Source organism: Embleya sp. NPDC020630 (genome assembly GCF_044334985.1).
GTDB lineage: Bacteria > Actinomycetota > Actinomycetes > Streptomycetales > Streptomycetaceae > Embleya.
The window spans coordinates 1,239,715-1,259,424 of record NZ_JBIRUB010000001.1; the positions used below are offsets into that span (position 1 = coordinate 1,239,715).

The window sequence follows — 19,710 nt, forward strand, 5'->3', positions numbered from 1 at the left end:
CGTCCGATGCTGATCCGTCTCTCGCTCGCCAACCTGTGGGCCCGCAAACGCCGGCTCGTGGGACTGTCCCTCGCGGTGCTGCTCGGCACCGCGTTCCTCTCCGGCGCGCTCGTGCTCGCCGACACCATGAGCTCGTCCATCGGCGGGCTGATCCGCGACAGCGGCGCCGGTACCGACGTAGTGGTGCGCAACGCGACCGCGGTCACCGACCGGCCCGGCAGCCAGCGCGCCGGCATCGACGCGGCGCTGGTGGACCGGGTCCGGGCGGTGCCGGGCGTCGCCGCCGCCGAGCCGGTCATCCAGGGCTACGGCCAGGTGGTCGGCAAGGACGGCAAGGCGCTCACCGGCAACGGCCCTCGGACGGCGGGCAATTGGGTGCCCGACCCGGCCCTGACGCCCTATCGGCTGGCCACCGGTCGCGCCCCCGCCAAGCCCGACGAGGTGGTGATCGACCGGGCCACGGCCAAGCAGGGACACCTCGCTCCCGGCGACCGGGCCACCGTGCTGACCCCGGGGCCGGTCCCGGTCACGATCGTCGGCGTCGCCACGTTCGGCGACGAGGACGCCTTCGGCGGCGGCTCGTACACCGCCTTCGACCTCGAGGGCGCGCGGCAGCACGTGCAGCGCGATCCGGGCAAGGTCGGCACGATCGCCGTGCGGGCCGTGGCCGGCACCGACCAGAAGGAGTTGGCCGCGCGGATCCAGCGGGCGCTGCCCGCCGACACCCAGGCACTGCCCGGCAAGGCGGCCACGGGGGAGGCGGTCGACGCCGTCGAGGACGGCTTCCTGAAGGTCTTCCGCACCTTCCTGACCGTGTTCGCGGCGATCGCGCTGGTGGTCGCGGCCTTCTCGATCAACCACACCTTCTCCGTGGTGGCCGCGCAGCGCACCCGCGAGGTCGCGTTGATGCGGGCGTTGGGCGCGAGCCGTGGGCAGGTATTGCGGCAGGCGCTGATCGAGGCGTTGCTCATCGGCGTGGTGGCGTCCGCCGCCGGGCTGGCCGCCGGGCTCGGACTGGCCGCCGGGCTGAAGGAGTTGTTCGCCTCGATCGGCTTCACGCTGCCCGCTCGGGGGCTGGTGTTCAAGGCGGCCACGGCGCTGACCGTATTGCCGGTGGGCATCCTGGTGACGGCGTTCGCGGCGCTGGTGCCGGCCGTGCGCGGGTCGCGCGTGGCGCCGGTGACGGCGCTGCGCGGTGCGGGAGCCGAGCAGGCGAGGTTGCCGCGGCGCCGGCTCGTCGCGGGACTGGCGCTGCTCGCGGCCGGGCTCGGGACGGGCATTGTCGGCGGTGGCATGGTGGGCCTGGCCGTCGCGGCGCCGGCGGTGCTCGCGGGGGTCCTGCTGGTCGCCCCGGCGGGCATCCGGGCCGCGGGTGGACCGTTGACCGCTCTGCTGCCGCGACTGCGCGGTGCGCCCGGTGCGTTGGCGCGGGGCAACCTGCTGCGCAGTCCGCGTCGGACCGCCGGTGCGGCGACGGCGATGTTGCTCGGGATCGCGATCGTGACGGTGTTCGCGGTGTTCGCGGCCTCGCTCAAGGAGGGCTCCGGGGCGGAGACCCGCAAGGTGGTCGCCGGGCAACTGGTGATCGGCGGCTCCTCGCCCGCCGGCTGGGCCGGTGGCGGACACAGCCCCGAACTCACCCGCCGGACGGCGCAGATACCGGGTGTCGAGGTGGTGAGCGGGCTGCGCAACGCGACCTCGCTCGTGGACGGGCACAGCCGACAGATGCTCGCCGTCGACTCGGCCCGGCTGGACCGGCTGTTCAACCTCGACGTGACCGGCGGGCGGGTGACGGCACTGGGGTCGGCCGGGATGGCCGTGTCGAAGAGCGCCGCGAAGGATCGCGGCTGGGTGCTCGGTTCGACGACCGAGGTCACCTTCCCCGACGGCGCCCGGCAGCGCTTCACGGTGACGGGCCTGTACGACCGCACGGCGATCGTCGGCGACTATCTGATCGATCGCACCGCGTGGGAGTCGCACGCGGACGCGGCCCTGGACGCGGCGACGGTGCTGCGGCTGGCGCCGGGTGTGGCCACGGGGACGGTCAAGGCCGAGGTCGAGCGGATCGCCAAGGACTACGGCGCACCCCCGGTGCGGGATCGGGAGGGGTTCGTGGCGGCGCGGGCGGAGATGTTGCAGACGCTGGTCGCGGTGGTCTACGTGCTCCTGGCGCTGGCGCTGCTGATCGCGCTGGGCGGGATCGCCAACACACTGTCCCTGGCGGCCCACGAACGCACCCGTGAACTGGGCCTGTTGCGGGCGATCGGGGCGGCCCGGGCCCAGGTGCGGTCGGCGTTGCGCTGGGAGTCGACGCTCGTGGCGGTGATCGGAGCCGCGGCCGGGCTCGTGGTCGGGCTGTTCCTGGGGTGGGTGGCGATTCGCGCGATCGGCGGTGCGAACACGGGGGCGGCGCTGCCGTTCGCGGTGCCGTCGGCGCAGTTGGCCGTGCTGGTCGTGGTGGGCGCGGTCGGCGGGTTGGCGGCAGGAGCGCGCCCCGCGGCGCGCGCTGCGAGGCTGCCGGTGCTTCGCTCGATCTCCGCCGAGTAGACCTTGGCCTCAACCGCCGGCCGGGCTGGGATGTGTCGGCCGGCGGTTGGGTTGTTGTTTGGCATTGGCCTCAAGCGCCGGCCGGGCTGGGATGTGTTGGCCGGCGGTTGGGTTGTTGTTTGGCATTGGCCTCAAGCGCCGGCCGGGCTGGGGTGTGTTGGCCGGCGGTTGGCTTTTTGCTCGCCTTTGGCTTCAAGCGCCGGCTGGGCTGATATGCCTCGGGCGGCGAGTGGCCCTCGGTCTCAAGCGCGCGGGGGCTGGGGTGTGTCGGGTGGCGGTTGGGTTTTGGCTCGGGTTTGGCCTCAGGCGGCGGTCGGGCTGGGATTCCTTGGCCGGCGGGTGGTCCTTGATCAGGCTCGGTTTCACGGGCGCGCGGGGCTGGGATGCCTCCGCCGGCGGGTGGGTTTGTTCGGCTGCATGACGTGTGGTTCGTTGCGGGGACCACTCGTGCGCCTTCGGTAGCTGCCATACGCTCGACGGCGAGGCATACACGACCCCGGTGACCTGCGTGGTCACGCGCCCGAGGTGCGCAGGTGTCCAGGTTTGTTCAGTGAAAGCCGCGGGCGCCGGACCGGCCGCCAATATCGCCGCCACCTTGGCGAATTCCTCATTTGGCACACGTCGGTGGGCACCCGGCGGCCCCGCCGTCCACCCGCACGCGATGCCGCAGCGACACCGACTGCGGCGGCACACCCGATCTGCGTGCCACCTGTGAGCCGGCCGGTCGCCCGCAACCGTTGGGGTGGGGTTCTTGGTTGGTGCTTGGGTGGGGGCCGTCAGGCTGCGCGTTCGGGGGTGGCGGTGAAGGCTCTCCATAGGGAGGCGTAGGGGCCGGACCTGGTGAGGAGTTCGGTGTGGGTGCCGAGTTCGACCAGGCGGCCGCGGTCGATCACCGCGATGCGGTCGGCTCGGGCGGCGGTGGTGAGGCGGTGGGCCACGACCAGCGTGGTGCGGCGGCCGGTGAGGGCTTCCGTGGCTCGGGTGACCGCGGCCTCCGTGGCCAGGTCGAGGGCGGCGGTGGCCTCGTCGAGCAGGAGGATGTCCGGGTCGACCAGGTAGGCCCGGGCGAGCGCGATCAACTGGCGTTGCCCGGCCGACAGGTTGCGGCCGCGTTCGCCGACGTCGTGGAGGTAGCCCCCGGGCAGGTCGGCGATCGCCGCGTGTGCGCCGACCGCGCGGGCCGCCGCCTCGACCTCGGCGTCGCCGGCGTCCGGGCGGCCGTACGCGATGGCGTCCCGGACGCTGCCCGGAGCCAGATACGCCTCCTGCGGAACGATGCCGAGCCGGTGCCGGTAGGCCGCGAGGTCGTAGTCGCGAACGTCCACCCCATCCACCGTCACCGCGCCCGACGTCACGTCGTAGAACCGGGCCACCAGCTTGACCAGCGTCGACTTGCCCGCACCCGTCTGGCCGACCAGCGCGAGCGTCTCACCCGGCTCGATCCGCAGCGTCACCCCCGACAACACCTCGGGCGACCCCGCCGCCACCACCCCCGCCTCCGCGAACGCGGGCGCGTTGTACGCGAAGTGCACGTTCTCGAAGGCGATCGCGCCCTTGAGCCCGCCGACCGGCACCGGCACCGCGGTGGCCGGCGGCGGCGTCGTGGTGGGCGTACGCAGCAGATCGCGGATTCGGCGCAGCCCCACCGCCGCCTGCTGATACCCGTCGAACACCTGCGAGAGCTGCTGGATCGGCGAGAAGAACATGTCGATGTAGAGCAGGTACGCGATCAACGCACCGGCCGACAACGTCCCCCCGCCCACCCGATGCGCCCCGACGATCAGCGCGAGCGCCGCCGCGAGGCTGGACAGGAACTGCCCGAACGGGAAGTACAGCGCGATGTAGCGCTGCGCCCGAAGCCGGGACGCGCGGTAGTCGTCGCTGCGCTCGGCGAACCGCTCCGAGTTGCGCCCCTCGCGCCGAAACGCCTGCGACACGCGCAACCCCGCGACGTTCTCCTGGAGATCGGCGTTGACCACGCTGACCTTCTCGCGCGCCTCCGTGTACGCCTTCGACGACCGCGACCGGAACACCACCGTCGCCGCGATCAACACCGGCAACACACTCATCACGATCAGTCCGAGCTCCCAGTCGAGCACGAGCAGCGCGACCATGATCCCGAAGAAGGTCAGCACACTGACCACCGCGCTGATCAGCCCGGTCTGCAAGAACGTGGACAGCGCGTCCACGTCGGTGGTCATCCGGGTCATGATCCTTCCGGACAACTCGCGTTCGTAGTAGTCCAGGCCGAGCCGTTGCAGATGCGCGAACGTCTTCACCCGCAGCGTGTACAACAGCCGCTCACCGGTGCGCCCCGCGACCATCGCCTGGCCGACGTTGACGAACCAGTCCGCCATCACGATCACGACGGCGATCAGCGACACCGTCATGATCGCACCGGTGGCCCCGTCGTCGATGCCCCGGTCGATCCCGTCCCGGATCAGCGCGGGCAATGCGAGCTGGGCTCCGGTGTCCAGGATCACCAGGACGAACCCGAGCAGCAGCGCCCAGCGGAACGGCCGCAGCAGCGACCGCAGATCGAACGCCGTGTCCGAGCGCCGCGCCGCCACGTCGTCCACGTCGGGCGTATCCGTCGCCGGGGGCAACTTCTCCACCTGCGCCAGCAGTTCGGGCGTGGCCTGGAGCATCGCCGCCCAACTCCCCGGACCACCACCGGCCCGGGTACCGGCCATCGCGCTCGCACTCCGCGCCGGCCGATCGGACGACGCCGTCGCGCGATCCCACAACCCGGGCGTCACCCCGTTCGTGCCGCCCGAGGCAGCCCCCGCCTCGGCGAGCGCCGACGGAAGACGCGCGTCCACCCCCTCGGCGTCGTCGCCCGGACCGGACAGCAGCAGGCCATACAGCGGACACCGCGCGGTCAATTCGTCGTGCGTGCCCACGTCCACCAGCCGGCCCCGGTCCAACACCGCGATCCGGTCGGCCAGTTCCAGCGTCGAGCGGCGGTGCGCGACCAGGATCGTGGTCCGTCCCGCCATCACCCGGTGCAGCGTGGCGTGGATCTCCGCCTCGACCTTGGGGTCCACCGCCGAGGTGGCGTCGTCGAGCAGCAGGATGCGCGGATCGGTGAGCAACGCCCGGGCCAGCGCCACCCGTTGCCGCTGCCCCCCGGACAGGGTCAGGCCCTGCTCGCCGACCACCGTGTCGTAGCCGTCGGGCAGTTCGCGGATGAACTCGTCCGCCTCGGCCGCCCGCGCCGCCGCGAGCACCTGCTCGTCGGTCGCGTCCGGCCGGCCGTAGGCGATGTTGGCGCGCACCGAGTCGGAGAACAGGAAGCTGTCCTCCATCACCAGCCCGATCGCCGCGCGCAGCGAGTCGAAGGTCAGGTCCCGCACGTCGCGTCCGTCCACCCGGATCGCGCCCGACTGCACGTCGTAGAACCGGGGGAGCAGCATCGACACGGTGGACTTGCCCGATCCGGACGTGCCCACAAGCGCCAACGTCTCACCCGGCTCCACCCGCAACGACAGCCCGTCCAGCACCGGCCGCGAGGCGACGTAGCCGAACCGCACATCCGCCAACTCGACCGAGGCGGCGACCGCCGGCAGCACCTCGGCGTCCGGCTTCTCGGTCACGATCGGCTGCGAGTCGATCACCTCGAAGATGCGCTCCACGCTGGCCCGCGCCTGCTGGCCGAAGGTCAGCAGACCGGACAACATCCGCACCGGGCCGACCAACTGGCCAAGGTAGGCGGAGAAGGCGAGGAACGTACCGAGGGTGATCTCGCCACGCACCGCCAACCACCCGCCGAGCGCGAGCACGCCGACCTGACCGAGCGCGGGGATCGCGGACAACGTCGGGGTGTACCGGCTGTTCAACCGCACCGAGCGCAACCGGGACGCGAACAGCGTGCGCCCGGCCGTCTCCAGCCGGGCCAACTCCTGCTCCTCCTGTCCGAACCCCTTGACCACCCGCACTCCGGTGACCGCGCTCTCCACCACCCCGGCCAGCGCGGCGGCGTCCTGCTGGGCCTGCCACGTCGCCGGGAACAGCCGCCTCCTGGACAGGTAGGCCACCGCGAACAACCCCGGACCCACCGCGAGCGAGACCACCGTGAGCAGCGGGGACAGCCAGAACATCACGCCGAGCGAGATGACGAACAGCAGTACGTTGCCGGTCATCATCGGGACCATCGCCATGAAGCCCTGGACCATGGTCACGTCGGAGATGCCCCGACTGACGATCTGCCCGGTCTGCAACTCGTCCTGCCGGGCGCCGTCCAGGCGCGAGAGCGCGCCGAAGATCCGGGTGCGCAGGTCGTACTGCACGTCGAGGGACAACTTGCCGCCGACATAGCGCCGGGCGTAGGCGCACCCGAAGGTCACCAGGGCCGCGCCCACGAGCAGGATCGACAGCGGCACCAGGTTGCCCAACTCGCCGGCGACCGCGTCGTCGACCACCCGGCGCTGGACGAGCGGTACGAGCGCGGTCACGGCCATTCCCACCAGGGAGGCGCCGAACGCGATCAGCACGCTGCTCCGATACCGCCACGAGGCCGCCATGAGTCGGCGAAGCCAGCCGTGTTCGGGGCGGCCTGGCGCGGGTCCGGTTGTCATAGCCAACCATTCTAATTGTTAACCCAGAAAACGATGTTCGGACAAGCACACCGAGCCCTGGACCCCGTACACCCGCCGGGCCATCATGGGCCGCGCCCCGGCACGCCGGGGCGGACCCACGGCGGCGGCTGGCTCGCCCGGGACACCGCCGCCCGATTCGCCGGCTACGCCGGGCACGTGGCGGACCGTCTCGGCGACCGGGTCCGCACCGGGATCACCCTCAACGAACCCTTCATCCACATGGCCTGGGGCTATGCGCTCGGCGTGCACGCCCCCGGTCACGCGCTGCTCCTGGACGCGCTGCCCGCCGCGCACCACCAGCTGCTCGGTCACGGGCCGGCCGCACGTGTGCCGGGCGGGGCCGGCGCCGGGCGGATCCTGGTGTCCAACAACCTGACCCCGGTGAGCGCCGCGAGCGAGAGCGGGGCCGATCGCGCCGCCGCGGCCGCCTACAACACCCTGCACAACCGGCTGTTCACCGATCCGCTGCTGCTCGGCCGCTCCCCGGACCTGGCCGCCTACGGTCACGACCGCGACGCGCTGCCGTTCGTCGAACCCGGCGACCTCGACCTGATCGGCGCCTCGCTGACCGGTCTGGGCGTCAACCACTACAACCCGACGGTGATCGCCGCGGCCGAGCCGGATGCGGCGCTGCCGTTCACCACGGTGGAGATCACCGGTGTGCCGCGCACCGCGTTCGACCGGCCCATGGTGCCGGAGGGGCCGACCACCCTGCTGACCGGACTCGGCGCGCGCTACGGCGACGCGCTGCCGCCGATCTGGATCACCGAGAACGGGTGCTCGACCGCGGAGGGCCGGGACGATCCGGAACGCATCGCGTTCCTCGACGGCCATATCGCCGCGGTCGCCGCGGCGGCCAAAGCGGGAATCGACGTGCGGGGCTATTACGTGTGGTCCCTGCTCGACAACTTCGAATGGGCCGAGGGCTATCACCAGCGCTTCGGTCTGATCCATGTCGACTTCGCGACCGGGACCCGCACGCCGAGGGCGTCGTATCACTGGCTGCGCGAGCGCATCGGCGTCGGGCGGCCCGGATAACGCCCGGCACGGGACATGGACACGTGTGGGAGCGCGCAGGCGCGCAATCCTCACCCTTCCGAGTGAAATTGCGTGTCCTGACCCCTGGGCCAACCGATGACGTCACCCGGGAGGGCGAACGGCGTCTTTTTCTTTGCCGACAAAACCTTAGAGTTGCCGCGCCGCCATGAAATCCCCGGGCGGTGCGGCGGAGCCGTGCCCGGAATTCCCCGGTGCGGCGGGACGCCGATTCGATTACCCCGACGTCCCCGGTGAAGGGCAATTCCATGGTCAAGCAGGGATTTCGCAAGGCGGCAGTGATCGTGACCGCGGTCATCTTCGGCTCGATGGCCTCGCTCTACATTCCGGCGGCACGCGCCGCGCAGACGCCCCGAGAGCCGCTGACGCCGGACAGCTTCCTGCCCGCGCAACTGCTGTTGCCCTTCCAGAGCGCGGTCTTCAACACCCAGGGCGCGGTGCGCTTCGGCTGATTCGCGCCGGGTGGCGGGTGAGCGCGATCCGGTGTACGGGCCGATGCGGGCGGCCCAAGGACCGGAGCCGGCGGTGTACGGGCCGATGCCGGCGGCGTGTGGACCGGCGTGGCGGTGTACGGGCCGATGCCGGCGGTGCACGGGCCGGCGTGGCGGTGTACGGGCCGGGTGACAGCAGCGGTGTACGGGCCGACACGGGCGGTGTACGGATGACACCGGCGGCGCTGTACGAACCCATGCCGGCGGTGCTGTGCGGGCCCATGCCGGCGGGACCGGCCACGCCCGGTGGGCGATCCCGGAGGCGGGGAGGTTGCGGCGGTGCGGGCCGCGGCCTCCCCCTCCACCCCGGGATCGCCCCTCGGCGGTCGGCTACTTGAGCTGACCGGCGATCGCGGCCAGGCCCTCGGCGGCGTACTTCTCGTCCAGGTCGCCGGCGGGGGCACCGGCCACCCCGATGCCCACGATCGGGGCGCCGTCCACCGCCACCGGCACCGCGCCGGCCAGGAACAGCGTGCCGGGGATGTCCCGGAGCGAGGCACCCGGCGCGGTCACCCGCTGGGCCAGGGCCGAGGTCGGCGCGTTCCAGGACACGGCGGTGTACGCCTTGCGCCGGGCCGACTCCTCCGACTGCGGGCCCGCGCCGTCGCCCTTGAGCACCACACGCGTCGAGCCGTCGCGGGCCACCACGACCACGGTGACCTTCTGGCCGTCCTTCTCGGCGGCGTCGAGCGCGGCCTGCGCGGCCTTGCTCGCGGCGTCCACGCCCAGCGTCTTGACCTGCACCACGGCCGGCGCCGGACGCGCGTCGTGCCGGGCCTCGGTCGCGCTCGGCACCTGCGCCGCCGCGACGCCGGCGGTGACCGCGCCGACCGCCGCCAGCGAGAAGACCCCGGTCAGCACCCGACCACGCGTGGAAAAGTTGCTCATCGCCCTACCTCTTTCGTCTCCCGCGACCGCCCCGCGTCGTCTCCGAGCGGTGGTCGCCGGGTGGTTTTCCCGATGCCTCCACCCTCCCGGCCGCGCGCCCGCCCGCCATCGGCAAAGCCGCCGGTCCCGGCACGCCGGTCGGGCGGTGCGAAGATCAACCGATCGGCCGATCCGCGCCCGGGCGAGCCGGCCCACGGTGGAGACGACCGTCGATCCGCGCGCGTCGCGCGTGATCGAGCCGACCGGGACAGGGAACAGGTACGTCGTGCCCCGACAGCGAACACAACCGTGGCCGGTCCGGCACGCGGGGCTGGTGATCCACGCGGGATTCCTGCTGCTGCTCGCCGCGTCCCTGGGCCGCTACACGGTCCGGCACGGCACCGACGGCCGGGCCCCGTGGGTGTTCGCGCTGGCCGCGCTGCTCGCCGCGCTCTACCTGGCCGGCCTGGCGCTGCCGCCGGAGCGTTCGCCCGCCCGGCTGGCCTGGCTGGCCGCGGTGCTCGCCGCGTGGCTGGCACTGGTCACCGCCGCGCCCAGCTTCGCGTGGTGCGCGGTGCCGCTGCTGTACACGGGCCTGCGGGTGCTGCCGACCCGCGCGGCGATCGGCACGGTGGTCCTGCTGACGACGGCCGTGGTGATCGCCCAGTATCGGCTCGCCGACACGATCGACCCCAGCCTGTTCCTCGGGCCGCCCGCGGTCGCCGCGATCGCCACGGCCGTGTTCACCCGCATGCGCAGCGACCAGGAACGGCTGCGCGACACCGCCGCCGAACTGGCCGTCAGCGAGCGCCGGGCGGGCACGCTGGCCGAGCGCGAGCGGTTGTCCCGGGAGATCCACGACACCATCGCCCAGGGCACCTCCAGCCTGCGCATGTTGCTCCAGGCCGCCGACCGCGCCTGGGACACCGACCCGGCGGCGGCCCGCGCGCACGTACGCCGGGCCGAGCAGGTGGCGGCGCTCGGCGTCGAGGAGACCCGCCGCTTCGTTCGGGACCTGGCGCCCGTCGAACTGGCCGACGCACCCGGCCTCGCGGGCGCCCTGGCCCGGGTCGTCGACCGCTTCCGCGCCGACGACGGGCCCGACGTCGCGCTCGCCGTGGACGGACGCCCCCGTCCGCTGCCCGAGCCGGTCGAGGCCGCGCTCACCCGGACCGCCCAGGGCGCGCTGGCCAACGTACGCGAACACGCCCGGGCCCGGGCCGTGCACGTGACCCTCACCTACCTGCCGGACCGGGTCGCCCTGGACATCCGCGACGACGGCGTCGGCTTCGACCCGACCCTGCCCCGCACCGGCGACCTGCGCGGCTACGGCCTCCCGTCGCTGCGCCGCCGGCTGGCCGAGGTCGGCGGCGAACTCACCGTCGAAAGCGCCCCCGACGAGGGCACCGCCCTGGCCGCCACCGTCCCCGACGCCGCGGCGCCCACGACCCACACCTCGCCCCCGCTCGCCGATCCCGACCCCGGAGCCGCCCCGTGACGCCGATCCGTCTCGTCGTCTGTGACGACCACGCCGTGGTGCGGGCCGGGCTGCTCGCCCTGTTCGCCGGTGAGGACGGGATCGAGGTGATCGGGGAGGCAGCCGACGGCGAGGAGGCGGTCCGGCTCGCCGCCGCGCTGCGCCCCGACGTGGTGCTGATGGACCTGCAACTGGTCGGCGGGATCGACGGCGTCGAGGCCACCGGGCGACTGCTCGCGCTGCCCGAGCCGCCGCACGTCCTGGTGTTGACCATGTACGACACCGACGCGGACGTCTCGCGCGCGATCGAGGCGGGCGCGGCCGGCTACCTGCTCAAGGCGGGCAGCCCGGAGGACCTGTTCCGGGCGGTGCGCGATGCCGCCGCGGGCCGCACCGTACTGGCCCCGGAGGTGGCCGCCCGCCTGTTCAGCCGGATGCGCAAGCCGGACAACACGCTCACCGCCCGCGAGGTGGAGATCCTGCAACTGCTCGCGCGCGGCGTCGGCAACGCGGAGATCGCCCGCCGGTTGTTCATCTCGCAGGCCACGGTGAAGACCCACCTGGGCCACATCTACGCGAAGCTCGGCGTGGACACCCGTACCGCCGCGGTCAGCGTCGCCACCGAGCGGCGGCTGATCCGGCTGACCTGACGGCCCGTCACCCGGGGTCTCGACGGCCTTGCCAAGGCAACCTCCGCACTCCATAGTGCTAAACACAGTCAAGCATCCAGTGTGCGGAGTGTGCCATGCCTTTCGGACCCGACACCACCACCGACGAGGTCCTGGCGGGCCTCGACCCGAGCGGTCGCACCGTGCTGATCACCGGCGGCACCTCCGGTCTGGGCCGGGAGAGCGCGCGGGCGCTCGCGGCGGCCGGGGCGCGCGTGGTGGTGACCGCACGCGACGCGGACAAGGGCGGGGCGGCGCTCGCCGAACTGCCCGACGGCGTCGAGTACGCGGTGCTCGACCTGACCTCGCTCGCCTCGATCCGCGCGGGCGCCGCACAGGTGCGCGAGCGGTTTCCCCGGGTGGATGTGCTGATCAACAACGCGGGCGTGATGGCCACCCCGTTCGAGCGCACCGCCGACGGCTTCGAGCTGCAGTTCGGCACGAATCACCTGGGCCACTTCCTGTGGACCAACCTGCTCGCGCCGACCCTGGGCGCGGGCGCGCGCGTGGTCAACCTCAGCTCCGCCGGACACCTCGCCTCCGACGTGCGCTGGGCCGACCCGAACTACGAGAGCGCGCCCGAGGAGTACCACCCCTGGACGGCGTACGGCGCGTCCAAGACGGCGAACATCCTGTTCACCGTCGAACTGGACCGCCGGCTGCGCGAGCGCGGCGTGCGCTGCTACGCGGTGCACCCGGGCATGGTCGCGACCAACCTCGGGCGATACCTGACCCCCACCGCCGGGCGTGAGTTGCACAAGAAGGTCACCGCCGCCAAGATGCCGCCGCTCAAGCGGGTGGAGAGCGGCGCCGCGACCCAGGTGTGGGCGGCGACCGCGCCCGAACTCGCCGACGCCGGCGGGGTGTACCTCGCCGACTGCGCGATCAGCGCCGAACACGCGCCGTGGGCGCTCGACGTTGCCGCCGCGGCGCGGTTGTGGACGCTCTCCGAGGCGCTGGTCGGCCAGGACTTCCCCGGGTGAGGGTCTACACCGGGATGGACCCCCGGCTGCCGCTGCGCGAGGTGCCGGCCTACGCGCGGCGCGTCGAGGCGGCCGGGTTCGACGGGCTGGGCGTCGCCGAGACCGTGCACGACGCGTTCGCCGTGGCGCTGCTCGCCCTGGAGCACACCGAGCGGATCGTGGTACGGACCTCGGTGGCCCTGGCGTTCGTGCGCTCGCCGCTGCTGAGCGCGTACGGCGCGTGGGATCTGGCCCGGTTCTCCGGTGGACGGTTCGAACTGGGCCTGGGCAGTCAGGTCCGGCAGAACATCGAGGACCGGTACGGGATGCCGTGGTCGGCGCCGGTGGAGCGGATGCGGGACTACCTGGGCGCGGTCCGGGCCGCGTTCGAGGCGTTCCGAACCGGCGAGCCGCCCGCCCACCACGGCCCGCACCACCGACTCACCCGGATGCAGCCCTACTTCAACCCCGGCCCGGACCCGGACACCGTGCCGCCGAGGATCCTGCTGGGCGGGGTGGGCCGGGGGATGTGCGCGCTGGCCGGCGAACTCGCCGACGGGCTGGTCACCCACCCCACCAACTCGAATCCGCGCTACCTGCGGACGCTCGCCCGCCCGGCCGTGGCCGAGGGGCGCGCCCGCGCGTCGGCCACGCGCCGGTTCGAACTCGTCGCGGGCACGCAGCTGATCGCCGGTCCGGATCGGGCCGCGCTCGACGCGGAGCGCGAGCGGCAGCGGCGGCTGTTCGCGTTCCTGTACTCCACGCCCGCGTATCGCGGCACGCTCGACCTGTACGGCTGGGGCGAACTCCAGGACCGACTGGGGGCGATGATCCGCCGCGACGCGTGGGAGGAGACGGGTCGGCTGGTCACCGACGAGGTGCTGGACACGCTCGTCCCGATGGCGACGTACGAGGAGTTGCCGGGCCTGATCACCGCGCGCTGGGCCGGTCTGGCGGACGCGGTCACCGTGCCGCTGCCGGGTGATCCGGCGCACGACGGGCGGATCCGGGACGTGGTGCGCGCGCTGCGCCGGGTGTGAAACGGCGGTCCGGGTGCGGTGGTCCGCCGGGCCGCCCGGGCGCGCGCAACGGGGGCGACGGACCCGCGAGCGGGGGGAATGCCCGCGGGCCCGCCTTCCTCGGCGGCGCACTGGGGGGAGGTGCACGCCGCCGGCCACCCCGCCGGTACCGTCCCGGGCCCGGCGGGAGCTTGAGGCCACGATGCCCGGTCGACGGCCCTTCGCGCCGGAGGATCGCCAATTCCGGTCCGCAGCAATCCGCAAACCCAGTCCACCTGACGAGGATTGGACCTTTTTAGGCGGTCCGATCATGCGCAGAATGGGGAGTGGCCCGTCGCTCCGCGAGCCGATTCCATCGAGTCGTCGGGAGTGTTGCGTGAACGCGTACGTCGCCTGGTTCCTCGTCCTGTTCTCGGCGGCGATCGCCCTGCTCGGACCCCGCTACGGCGTCGACTCGCGCGACGGTGCCGACTGGTCCGCGCCCGGAGGGCACCGCCAACCGTGAGCGCCGACCGTGGGCGGGGTTTCGCGGACGAGATATCTGACGGATAGTCAGGTTTGCCGGGTCGCACCCGTACAGGCGGCCTACGACGGCGAATTCCATCGGGTGATCTTCCGGCGGGGGGCACTCCCGGTCCTTCCCGGCGACCGCTAGCATCCGCGCTGAGGAGCTGCCGGAAAGCCGAGCGCGCGGAATCCGCCGAACCCGGGAAAGCGGGGTCGGGGTGGGCCGTCCGGTGCCGTCCGGTATCGAGAGCCGCAGCCCACCCGGGGGTCCATCTCCATGCACAGCGTCATTCGCCGTCGTCGCCCGCGCCCTCGGTCCCTCGGCACGGGACTGCTCGCGGCGGCGATCGTGCTCGCCGCACTCGCCTCGCCGGCCGCCGCCGGGGCGCCGGCCGGCATCCGCTCCCGACCCGCCGCCCCGACCGAGCCGGGCGGCAACACGCAGGTGCAGACCCCGATCACCGGGGCCGGCGACCATCGGGTCACCGTCCCGGCCGGCGCGACCGCGATGACCGCCACCGTCTACGGCCGGGCGGTCGGCGGCATCCAGGGCACCTCGGTGGCCGGCTCCGCCGCGGTGTCCGTGGGTGGTCCGCTCCGGGCCGGCGCGACGCTGGTGGTCCGGATCGCCGACGGTGCCACGACGCTGTTCTCGGCCTCGGCCCCAATGCCCTGGCTGCACGCCCCCGCGGCGGGCGCCGGTGTGCCGTACGCCGATCCGCTCGTCTTCCCCGGCGCGCAGACGTCCGCGACCGGGGGCGCCGGCGACGGGCACGCGCTGCTGTCCTTCACCGTGCCCGCCGCGCAGGTGGGCGACGTGCTGCCGGCCATCGACTTCGGCGCCTCGCCCGTCGGACAGAAGGCCACCCGCAATCTGCCGATCACCGTGAGCGGCGACGTGCCGTTCATGATCTCCGCCGCGACCGCGGACGGCCCGTTCGCGATCGACCCCGGCGGGACCACCTGCGCCTTCGGCCCGGACACCAACGTGCCCGGCGGGTCCTCGTGTTCGTTCGCCGTCGTATTCACCCCGACCAAGCGCGGCGCCGCCGCCGGCAAGCTCACCCTGACCGGCAACATCCCGGGCGGCAGCCGCACGGTGACCCTGGCCGGGGTGGGCAGCGGCAAGCCGGGCGCCCCGGGCGGGTTGTCGGTGACGGCCGGACAGGGCCAGGCCGTGCTCTCCTGGATGCCGCCCGCCGACACCGGCGACAGCCCGCTCACGAACTACCTGATCCACCGCTCGACCAACGGCGAGGCCGCCGCCGGCGCGCCGCTCGCCACCCTCGGCGCGGACACCCTGACCTACACCGACCAGGGTCTGGACAACGGCACGACTTATTCGTACACGGTGAGCGCGGTCAACGCGGTCGGCGAATCCGATCCCTCCGCCGCCGTCGACGGGGTGCCCTCGGCCGCACTGGTGCTGCCGGCCGCCGCGCTGCCGCCGGCGACCGTCGGCCGCGCCTACACCGCCAAGCTGGCCGCCCAGGGCGGCACCGCCCCGTACCACTGGATCGCCGATGATCCGCTGCCGCCGGGCCTGGCCCTGGATCCGGACAGCGGAGTGATCACCGGCACACCGACCGCGCCCGGCGAGACCGGATTCGGCGTCACCGTCTCCGACAACGCGCCGGCCAAGCACGAGGCCAAGGCCCGCTTCGGGATCACCGTGACCGCGGCGGTCGAGGCCGCCGGGCCCGCGCGCGCCGCCCTCGCGCCGGGCGACGGAGGCGGTGGCGGCAGCGCGGGGCCCTCGACCTGGCTGTGGGCGATACTTGGCGGCGTGGGCCTGATCGGCGTGGTGATCGCGGTACGCCTCCTCCGATCCCGCCGCACCTGAACGACCACGCATCCGGGCCGGCCGCACCGACCGGCCCCGGCCGGGCCGATCACGCGCATGCCCCCGCCGGGGCGGGCCGCGCGTATGCCGTCCCGGCCGGGCCGAGCGGTCTCTCGGCCGGGCCGATCCGCCCGATGTCCGCCCGTTCCGGGGGCCGGGATCGGGGTATTCCGCTCCCGGGGCCGGCGCCCGAGCGGTGTTCCGGCCCGAGGCGACCCGCCCGGGCGTCGCGGACGGGGGCGCGGGTCCCGAATACTGTGTCCTCTGTCCTCCGGGGGAGCACCCCCGACCCCAGCCGCAACCCCCGTGGGCGGATCGGCCCGCGGGAGACGGCGCCGGCGACCCATACGATCGTCGACGCGTCGTCCACCGTGGGCGCAGACCTGTGTCACGTCACAAGGAGCATCTCTATGCCCGCGCCGGCAGGCGACCCCCAGGCCAAGGAACACGAGCTCGCCGCGGAACAGGGCCACGTCGACCGCTCCTACGCGCGCCTGGAACACATGCGCGACGAAGCCCAGGCACTGCTGCGGCAGGGCTACCGGCAGGCGCAGGTCGGTACCCGCGCGGCCCTGGTCGAGCGCGACGTCATGGTCTACCGCGCCGAACTGTGGGCCCGCTCGCTCGACGCCGCCGACGACGGCCTCGTCTTCGGCCGGCTCGACCAGCTCGACGGCGAGACCCGGCACATCGGCCGGATCGGCATCCGCGACGAGGACAGCGAGGTTCTGGTCGTCGACTGGCGCGCCCCCGCCGCCGAGGCCTTCTACCGCGCCACCCCCGACGACCCGCGCGGGGTGATCCGCCGCCGCGTCCTGCACTGCCGGGGCCGCTCGGTCGTCGACATCGAGGACGACCTGCTCGACCCGGACGCCGCCGGCGACATGGTCATCATCGGCGACGGCGCCTTCCTGGCCGCGCTCTCCCGCACCCGCGACGGCTCGATGCACGACATCGTGGCCACCATCCAGCGCGAGCAGGACGAGGCGATCCGGGCGCCCATCGACGGCTCGGTGCTGGTTCGCGGCGGCCCGGGCACCGGCAAGACCGCCGTCGCGCTGCACCGCGTCGCGTACCTGCTCTTCCAGTACCGCCGCCGGTTCGGTTCGCGCGGCGTGCTCGTGGTCGGCCCCAACCCCCGCTTCACCGCCTATATCGAACGGGTCCTGCCCTCCCTCGGCGAGGGCGGCGCGGTGCTGCGCTCCCTCGGCGACCTCGTCGACGGGGTCGAGGCGGCCTACCACGACGACGCCGCGGCGGCCCGGCTCAAGGGCGCCGCGGTGATGAGCGGGCTGCTCCGCCGCGCCGTGGCCGACGTGCCCGCGGGCGCGCCGACCGAATTCGCCATCTCGCACCGCGGCACCCGGGTCGTGCTCGACCACAAGGCGCTGCGCCGGATCCGCCGCGAGGTGCTGGCCAAGAACCGAGGCGGCCCGAACACCGCCCGCCTCCAGGTGGCCCGGCAACTGCTCACCGAGCTGTGGGGCCGGCTGCTCTCGCGCGGCGCCGGCCGCGGCGAGAAGGACGCCTTCCACGAGGACGTGGCCGCGCGCGACGAGTTCGCCGCGTTCCTGCGCGCGTGGTGGCCGCTGCAGCGGCCGGTGGACGTACTGGCCGGGCTGGCCGACCCCGAGCGGCTGCGCCGCTTCGAGCGCGACCTGACGCCCGAGCAGGTGGCCGTGCTGGCCGGCTCCTGGGCCCGGACCGCGCGTACCGGAGAGGTCTCCTTCCACGACGTGGCGCTGATGGACGAGCTGACCGGGCTGCTCGGGCCGCTGCCGCGCAAGCGCACGCCGGCGCACGGCAGCCCCGACGAGGACAACCCGTACGTGGTGGACGGCCGGGACATCTTCAGCGGCGAGACGGTCGGCCGGGACGTGCCCGACGAGATCACCGAGGTGACCACCTACGCCGACCGCATGGCCGGCGGGCGCGGCGCGCGCCGGGTACGCGACGAGGACGAGGACGAGCCGGTCGAGTACGCGCACATCGTCGTCGACGAGGCGCAGGACCTGACCCCGATGCAGTGGCGGATGCTCGGCCGCCGCGGCCGGCACGCGACCTGGACCATCGTCGAGGACCCCGCGCAGAGCGCCTGGGAGGACCCGAGCGCGTCGGCCGAGGCGATGGCCGAGGCGCTGCGCGAACGCCGCCGGTACGAGTTCGAGCTGACCACCAACTACCGCAATCCGGTCGAGGTGGCCGACGTCGCGGCCCGCGTGCTGGTGCGCGCGGTGCCCGGGGCCCGACCGTCGCGGGCGGTGCGCAGCGGCGGCGAGCCGCCGACCGTGCACGCCACGGCGGGGGAGCGGACCGGTCCGGTGGTACGCAAGCTGGTGCGCGAACTCCTCGACGCGGTCGAGGGCACCATCGGCGTGGTCACCCCGGTCGGCGCGACCGAGGACTTGGCGGCCGACCTGGCCGGCCTGGACGCGCGCGTGCAGCTGATGGACGCGCTCGACGCGAAGGGCCTGGAGTTCGACGTCGCGGTCATCGTCGACCCGCGCGGGATCGTCGAACAGTCCCCCAACGGCATGCGCACGCTCTACGTCGCGCTGACCCGGGCCACCCGGCTGCTGGCCGTGGTCACGGGGGACCCGGACTGGACCGCGGAGCTGCTCGGCGTCGAGCCGAGCTGAGCCCTCCCGGCCGCCGGGCCTGCGGCCGGCTGTCCTCAAACGCCGGACGGGCTGGATTGCCTCGGTCCGTCCGGCGTTTGCGCGGTCGGACCCGTCTCAGCGCCCTTGCCCGCACACAAGTCGCGCAGGGGACCGATCACGCTGTCCGGGCGTTCGGTGAAGACCATGTGGCCGCAGTCCGCGGCGATGTGCAGTGTGGCGTCGGGCAGCTCGGCCGCCAGTGCCCGGCTGTGGGCGAGCGGGGTGAGGCGATCGTGGGCGCCGACCACGATGTGCACGGGTAGGCTTCCCAGCGCCGCCAGCGCGCCGGCCTTGTCGTGTCGGGCCAGCGCCGGGAAGAAGCCGCACACGGTGGTCATCGGCGTCGCGAACAACATCCGCGCGCACTCGCGCACCAGGATCGGATCGGCGTCGGGACCGAACAGGCTCCGGCGCACGATCCGCAGGTGACCCGGCCGGTCCGGGCCCGGGAGCAGCGTGCGGCCCCGGGCGAACACGCGCGGATACCGCTGTCCGAACGCGAAGAACCGGGTCTGCGCGACCGACCTGAGCCGCACCGACGCGGGAAACCCCCTGCCGGTCGGCACCAGGTCGCCCGCCGACGTGCCGACCAGGACCACCCCGGTGATCCGCGACCCGAACAGCTCCGGCCGCGCGGCGGCCAGCGCCATGATCGTCATACCGCCCATCGAGTGCCCGCACAGCACCACCGGGCCGCCGGGCGCCACCGCGTCGATCACGTCGGCGAGATCGTCGCCGAGCAGGTCGATGGTCCACGGCGAGGCCCGTCCGGCGGTGGATCGCCCGTGTCCGCGATGGTCGTACGTGACCACCCGGACTCCCGCCGCCACCAGCGCCTCGACATGGGGCCGCCATACCTCGCCGTGCAGCGTCCAGCCGTGCGCGAAGACCACCGTGACGGCCGCGTCCGGCGGCCCGGCCACCCGCGCGACGAGCGCCGCGCCGTCGCCGGTGTGGATCGTGGTGTCGTGCCGAAGGAGAGTCCCGGTGCCCCCGGTGTCCGTCGCCATGTTCG

13 protein-coding genes are annotated in these 19,710 nt (G+C 73.6%); 10 read left to right on the forward strand and 3 right to left on the reverse strand.

Features of this window, described 5'->3' with window-relative positions; all coding sequences use genetic code 11:
• The first annotated feature begins 6 nt into the window (after positions 1-6).
• Positions 7-2,547 carry an FtsX-like permease family protein gene (locus ACH4XV_RS05050; RefSeq protein ID WP_395786845.1) on the forward strand — a complete coding sequence of 847 codons (2,541 nt, stop codon included), beginning with the start codon at positions 7-9 and terminating at the stop codon, positions 2,545-2,547.
• Positions 2,548-3,323: 776 nt separating this feature from the next.
• Here the strand turns inward: ACH4XV_RS05050 and ACH4XV_RS05055 are convergent.
• Positions 3,324-7,124 (reverse strand): ABC transporter ATP-binding protein, encoded by a 3,801-nt coding sequence (locus tag ACH4XV_RS05055; RefSeq protein WP_395786846.1) that lies wholly within the window; start codon positions 7,122-7,124, stop codon positions 3,324-3,326.
• 33 nt (positions 7,125-7,157) lie between these two features.
• Between ACH4XV_RS05055 and ACH4XV_RS05060 the strand changes: the two genes are divergently transcribed.
• Together ACH4XV_RS05060 and ACH4XV_RS05065 are read left to right on the forward strand one after the other, a co-directional pair.
• A complete protein-coding gene (locus ACH4XV_RS05060) occupies positions 7,158-8,183 on the forward strand; it encodes a family 1 glycosylhydrolase (protein ID WP_395786847.1) in 1,026 nt (341 codons plus the stop codon).
• 266 nt (positions 8,184-8,449) lie between these two features.
• Positions 8,450-8,653, forward strand: a complete 204-nt coding sequence (locus ACH4XV_RS05065) for a hypothetical protein (protein ID WP_395786848.1) — start codon at positions 8,450-8,452, stop codon at positions 8,651-8,653.
• Positions 8,654-9,022: 369 nt separating this feature from the next.
• On the opposite strand, the gene ACH4XV_RS05070 is transcribed toward ACH4XV_RS05065, so the two are convergent.
• Positions 9,023-9,580, reverse strand: a complete 558-nt coding sequence (locus ACH4XV_RS05070; RefSeq protein WP_078978721.1) for a heme-binding protein — start codon at positions 9,578-9,580, stop codon at positions 9,023-9,025.
• Between the two features lie 265 nt (positions 9,581-9,845).
• On the opposite strand from ACH4XV_RS05070, the gene ACH4XV_RS05075 reads away from it, so the two are divergent.
• The 7 genes from ACH4XV_RS05075 (at position 9,846) to ACH4XV_RS05105 (ending at position 18,674) form a co-directional block, all read left to right on the forward strand.
• Positions 9,846-11,057 (forward strand): sensor histidine kinase, encoded by a 1,212-nt coding sequence (locus ACH4XV_RS05075; protein ID WP_395786849.1) that lies wholly within the window; start codon positions 9,846-9,848, stop codon positions 11,055-11,057.
• Entirely contained in the window at positions 11,054-11,686 is a 633-nt protein-coding gene (locus ACH4XV_RS05080; protein WP_395786850.1) for a response regulator, read from the forward strand. The genes ACH4XV_RS05075 and ACH4XV_RS05080 overlap by 4 nt, the downstream gene beginning before the upstream one ends.
• Positions 11,687-11,781: 95 nt before the next feature.
• Positions 11,782-12,687 carry an SDR family NAD(P)-dependent oxidoreductase gene (locus ACH4XV_RS05085; protein WP_395786851.1) on the forward strand — a complete coding sequence of 302 codons (906 nt, stop codon included), beginning with the start codon at positions 11,782-11,784 and terminating at the stop codon, positions 12,685-12,687.
• Entirely contained in the window at positions 12,684-13,706 is a 1,023-nt protein-coding gene (locus ACH4XV_RS05090; protein WP_395786852.1) for a TIGR03617 family F420-dependent LLM class oxidoreductase, read from the forward strand. Before ACH4XV_RS05085 ends, ACH4XV_RS05090 begins: the two co-directional genes overlap by 4 nt.
• A gap of 355 nt (positions 13,707-14,061) precedes the next feature.
• Positions 14,062-14,190 carry a hypothetical protein gene (locus ACH4XV_RS05095; protein ID WP_395786853.1) on the forward strand — a complete coding sequence of 43 codons (129 nt, stop codon included), beginning with the start codon at positions 14,062-14,064 and terminating at the stop codon, positions 14,188-14,190.
• 279 nt (positions 14,191-14,469) lie between these two features.
• Positions 14,470-16,035, forward strand: coding sequence for a putative Ig domain-containing protein (locus ACH4XV_RS05100; RefSeq protein WP_395786854.1), 1,566 nt, complete (start codon positions 14,470-14,472; stop codon positions 16,033-16,035).
• A 410-nt stretch (positions 16,036-16,445) separates the two neighbouring features.
• On the forward strand, positions 16,446-18,674 hold the full coding sequence (locus ACH4XV_RS05105) for a HelD family protein (RefSeq protein ID WP_395786855.1): 2,229 nt from the start codon (positions 16,446-16,448) through the stop codon (positions 18,672-18,674).
• 35 nt (positions 18,675-18,709) lie between these two features.
• Here the strand turns inward: ACH4XV_RS05105 and ACH4XV_RS05110 are convergent, their stop codons facing one another.
• Complete coding sequence (locus ACH4XV_RS05110; protein ID WP_395786856.1) at positions 18,710-19,705, reverse strand: alpha/beta fold hydrolase; 996 nt, start codon at positions 19,703-19,705, stop codon at positions 18,710-18,712.
• Between the last annotated feature and the right edge of the window lie 5 nt (positions 19,706-19,710).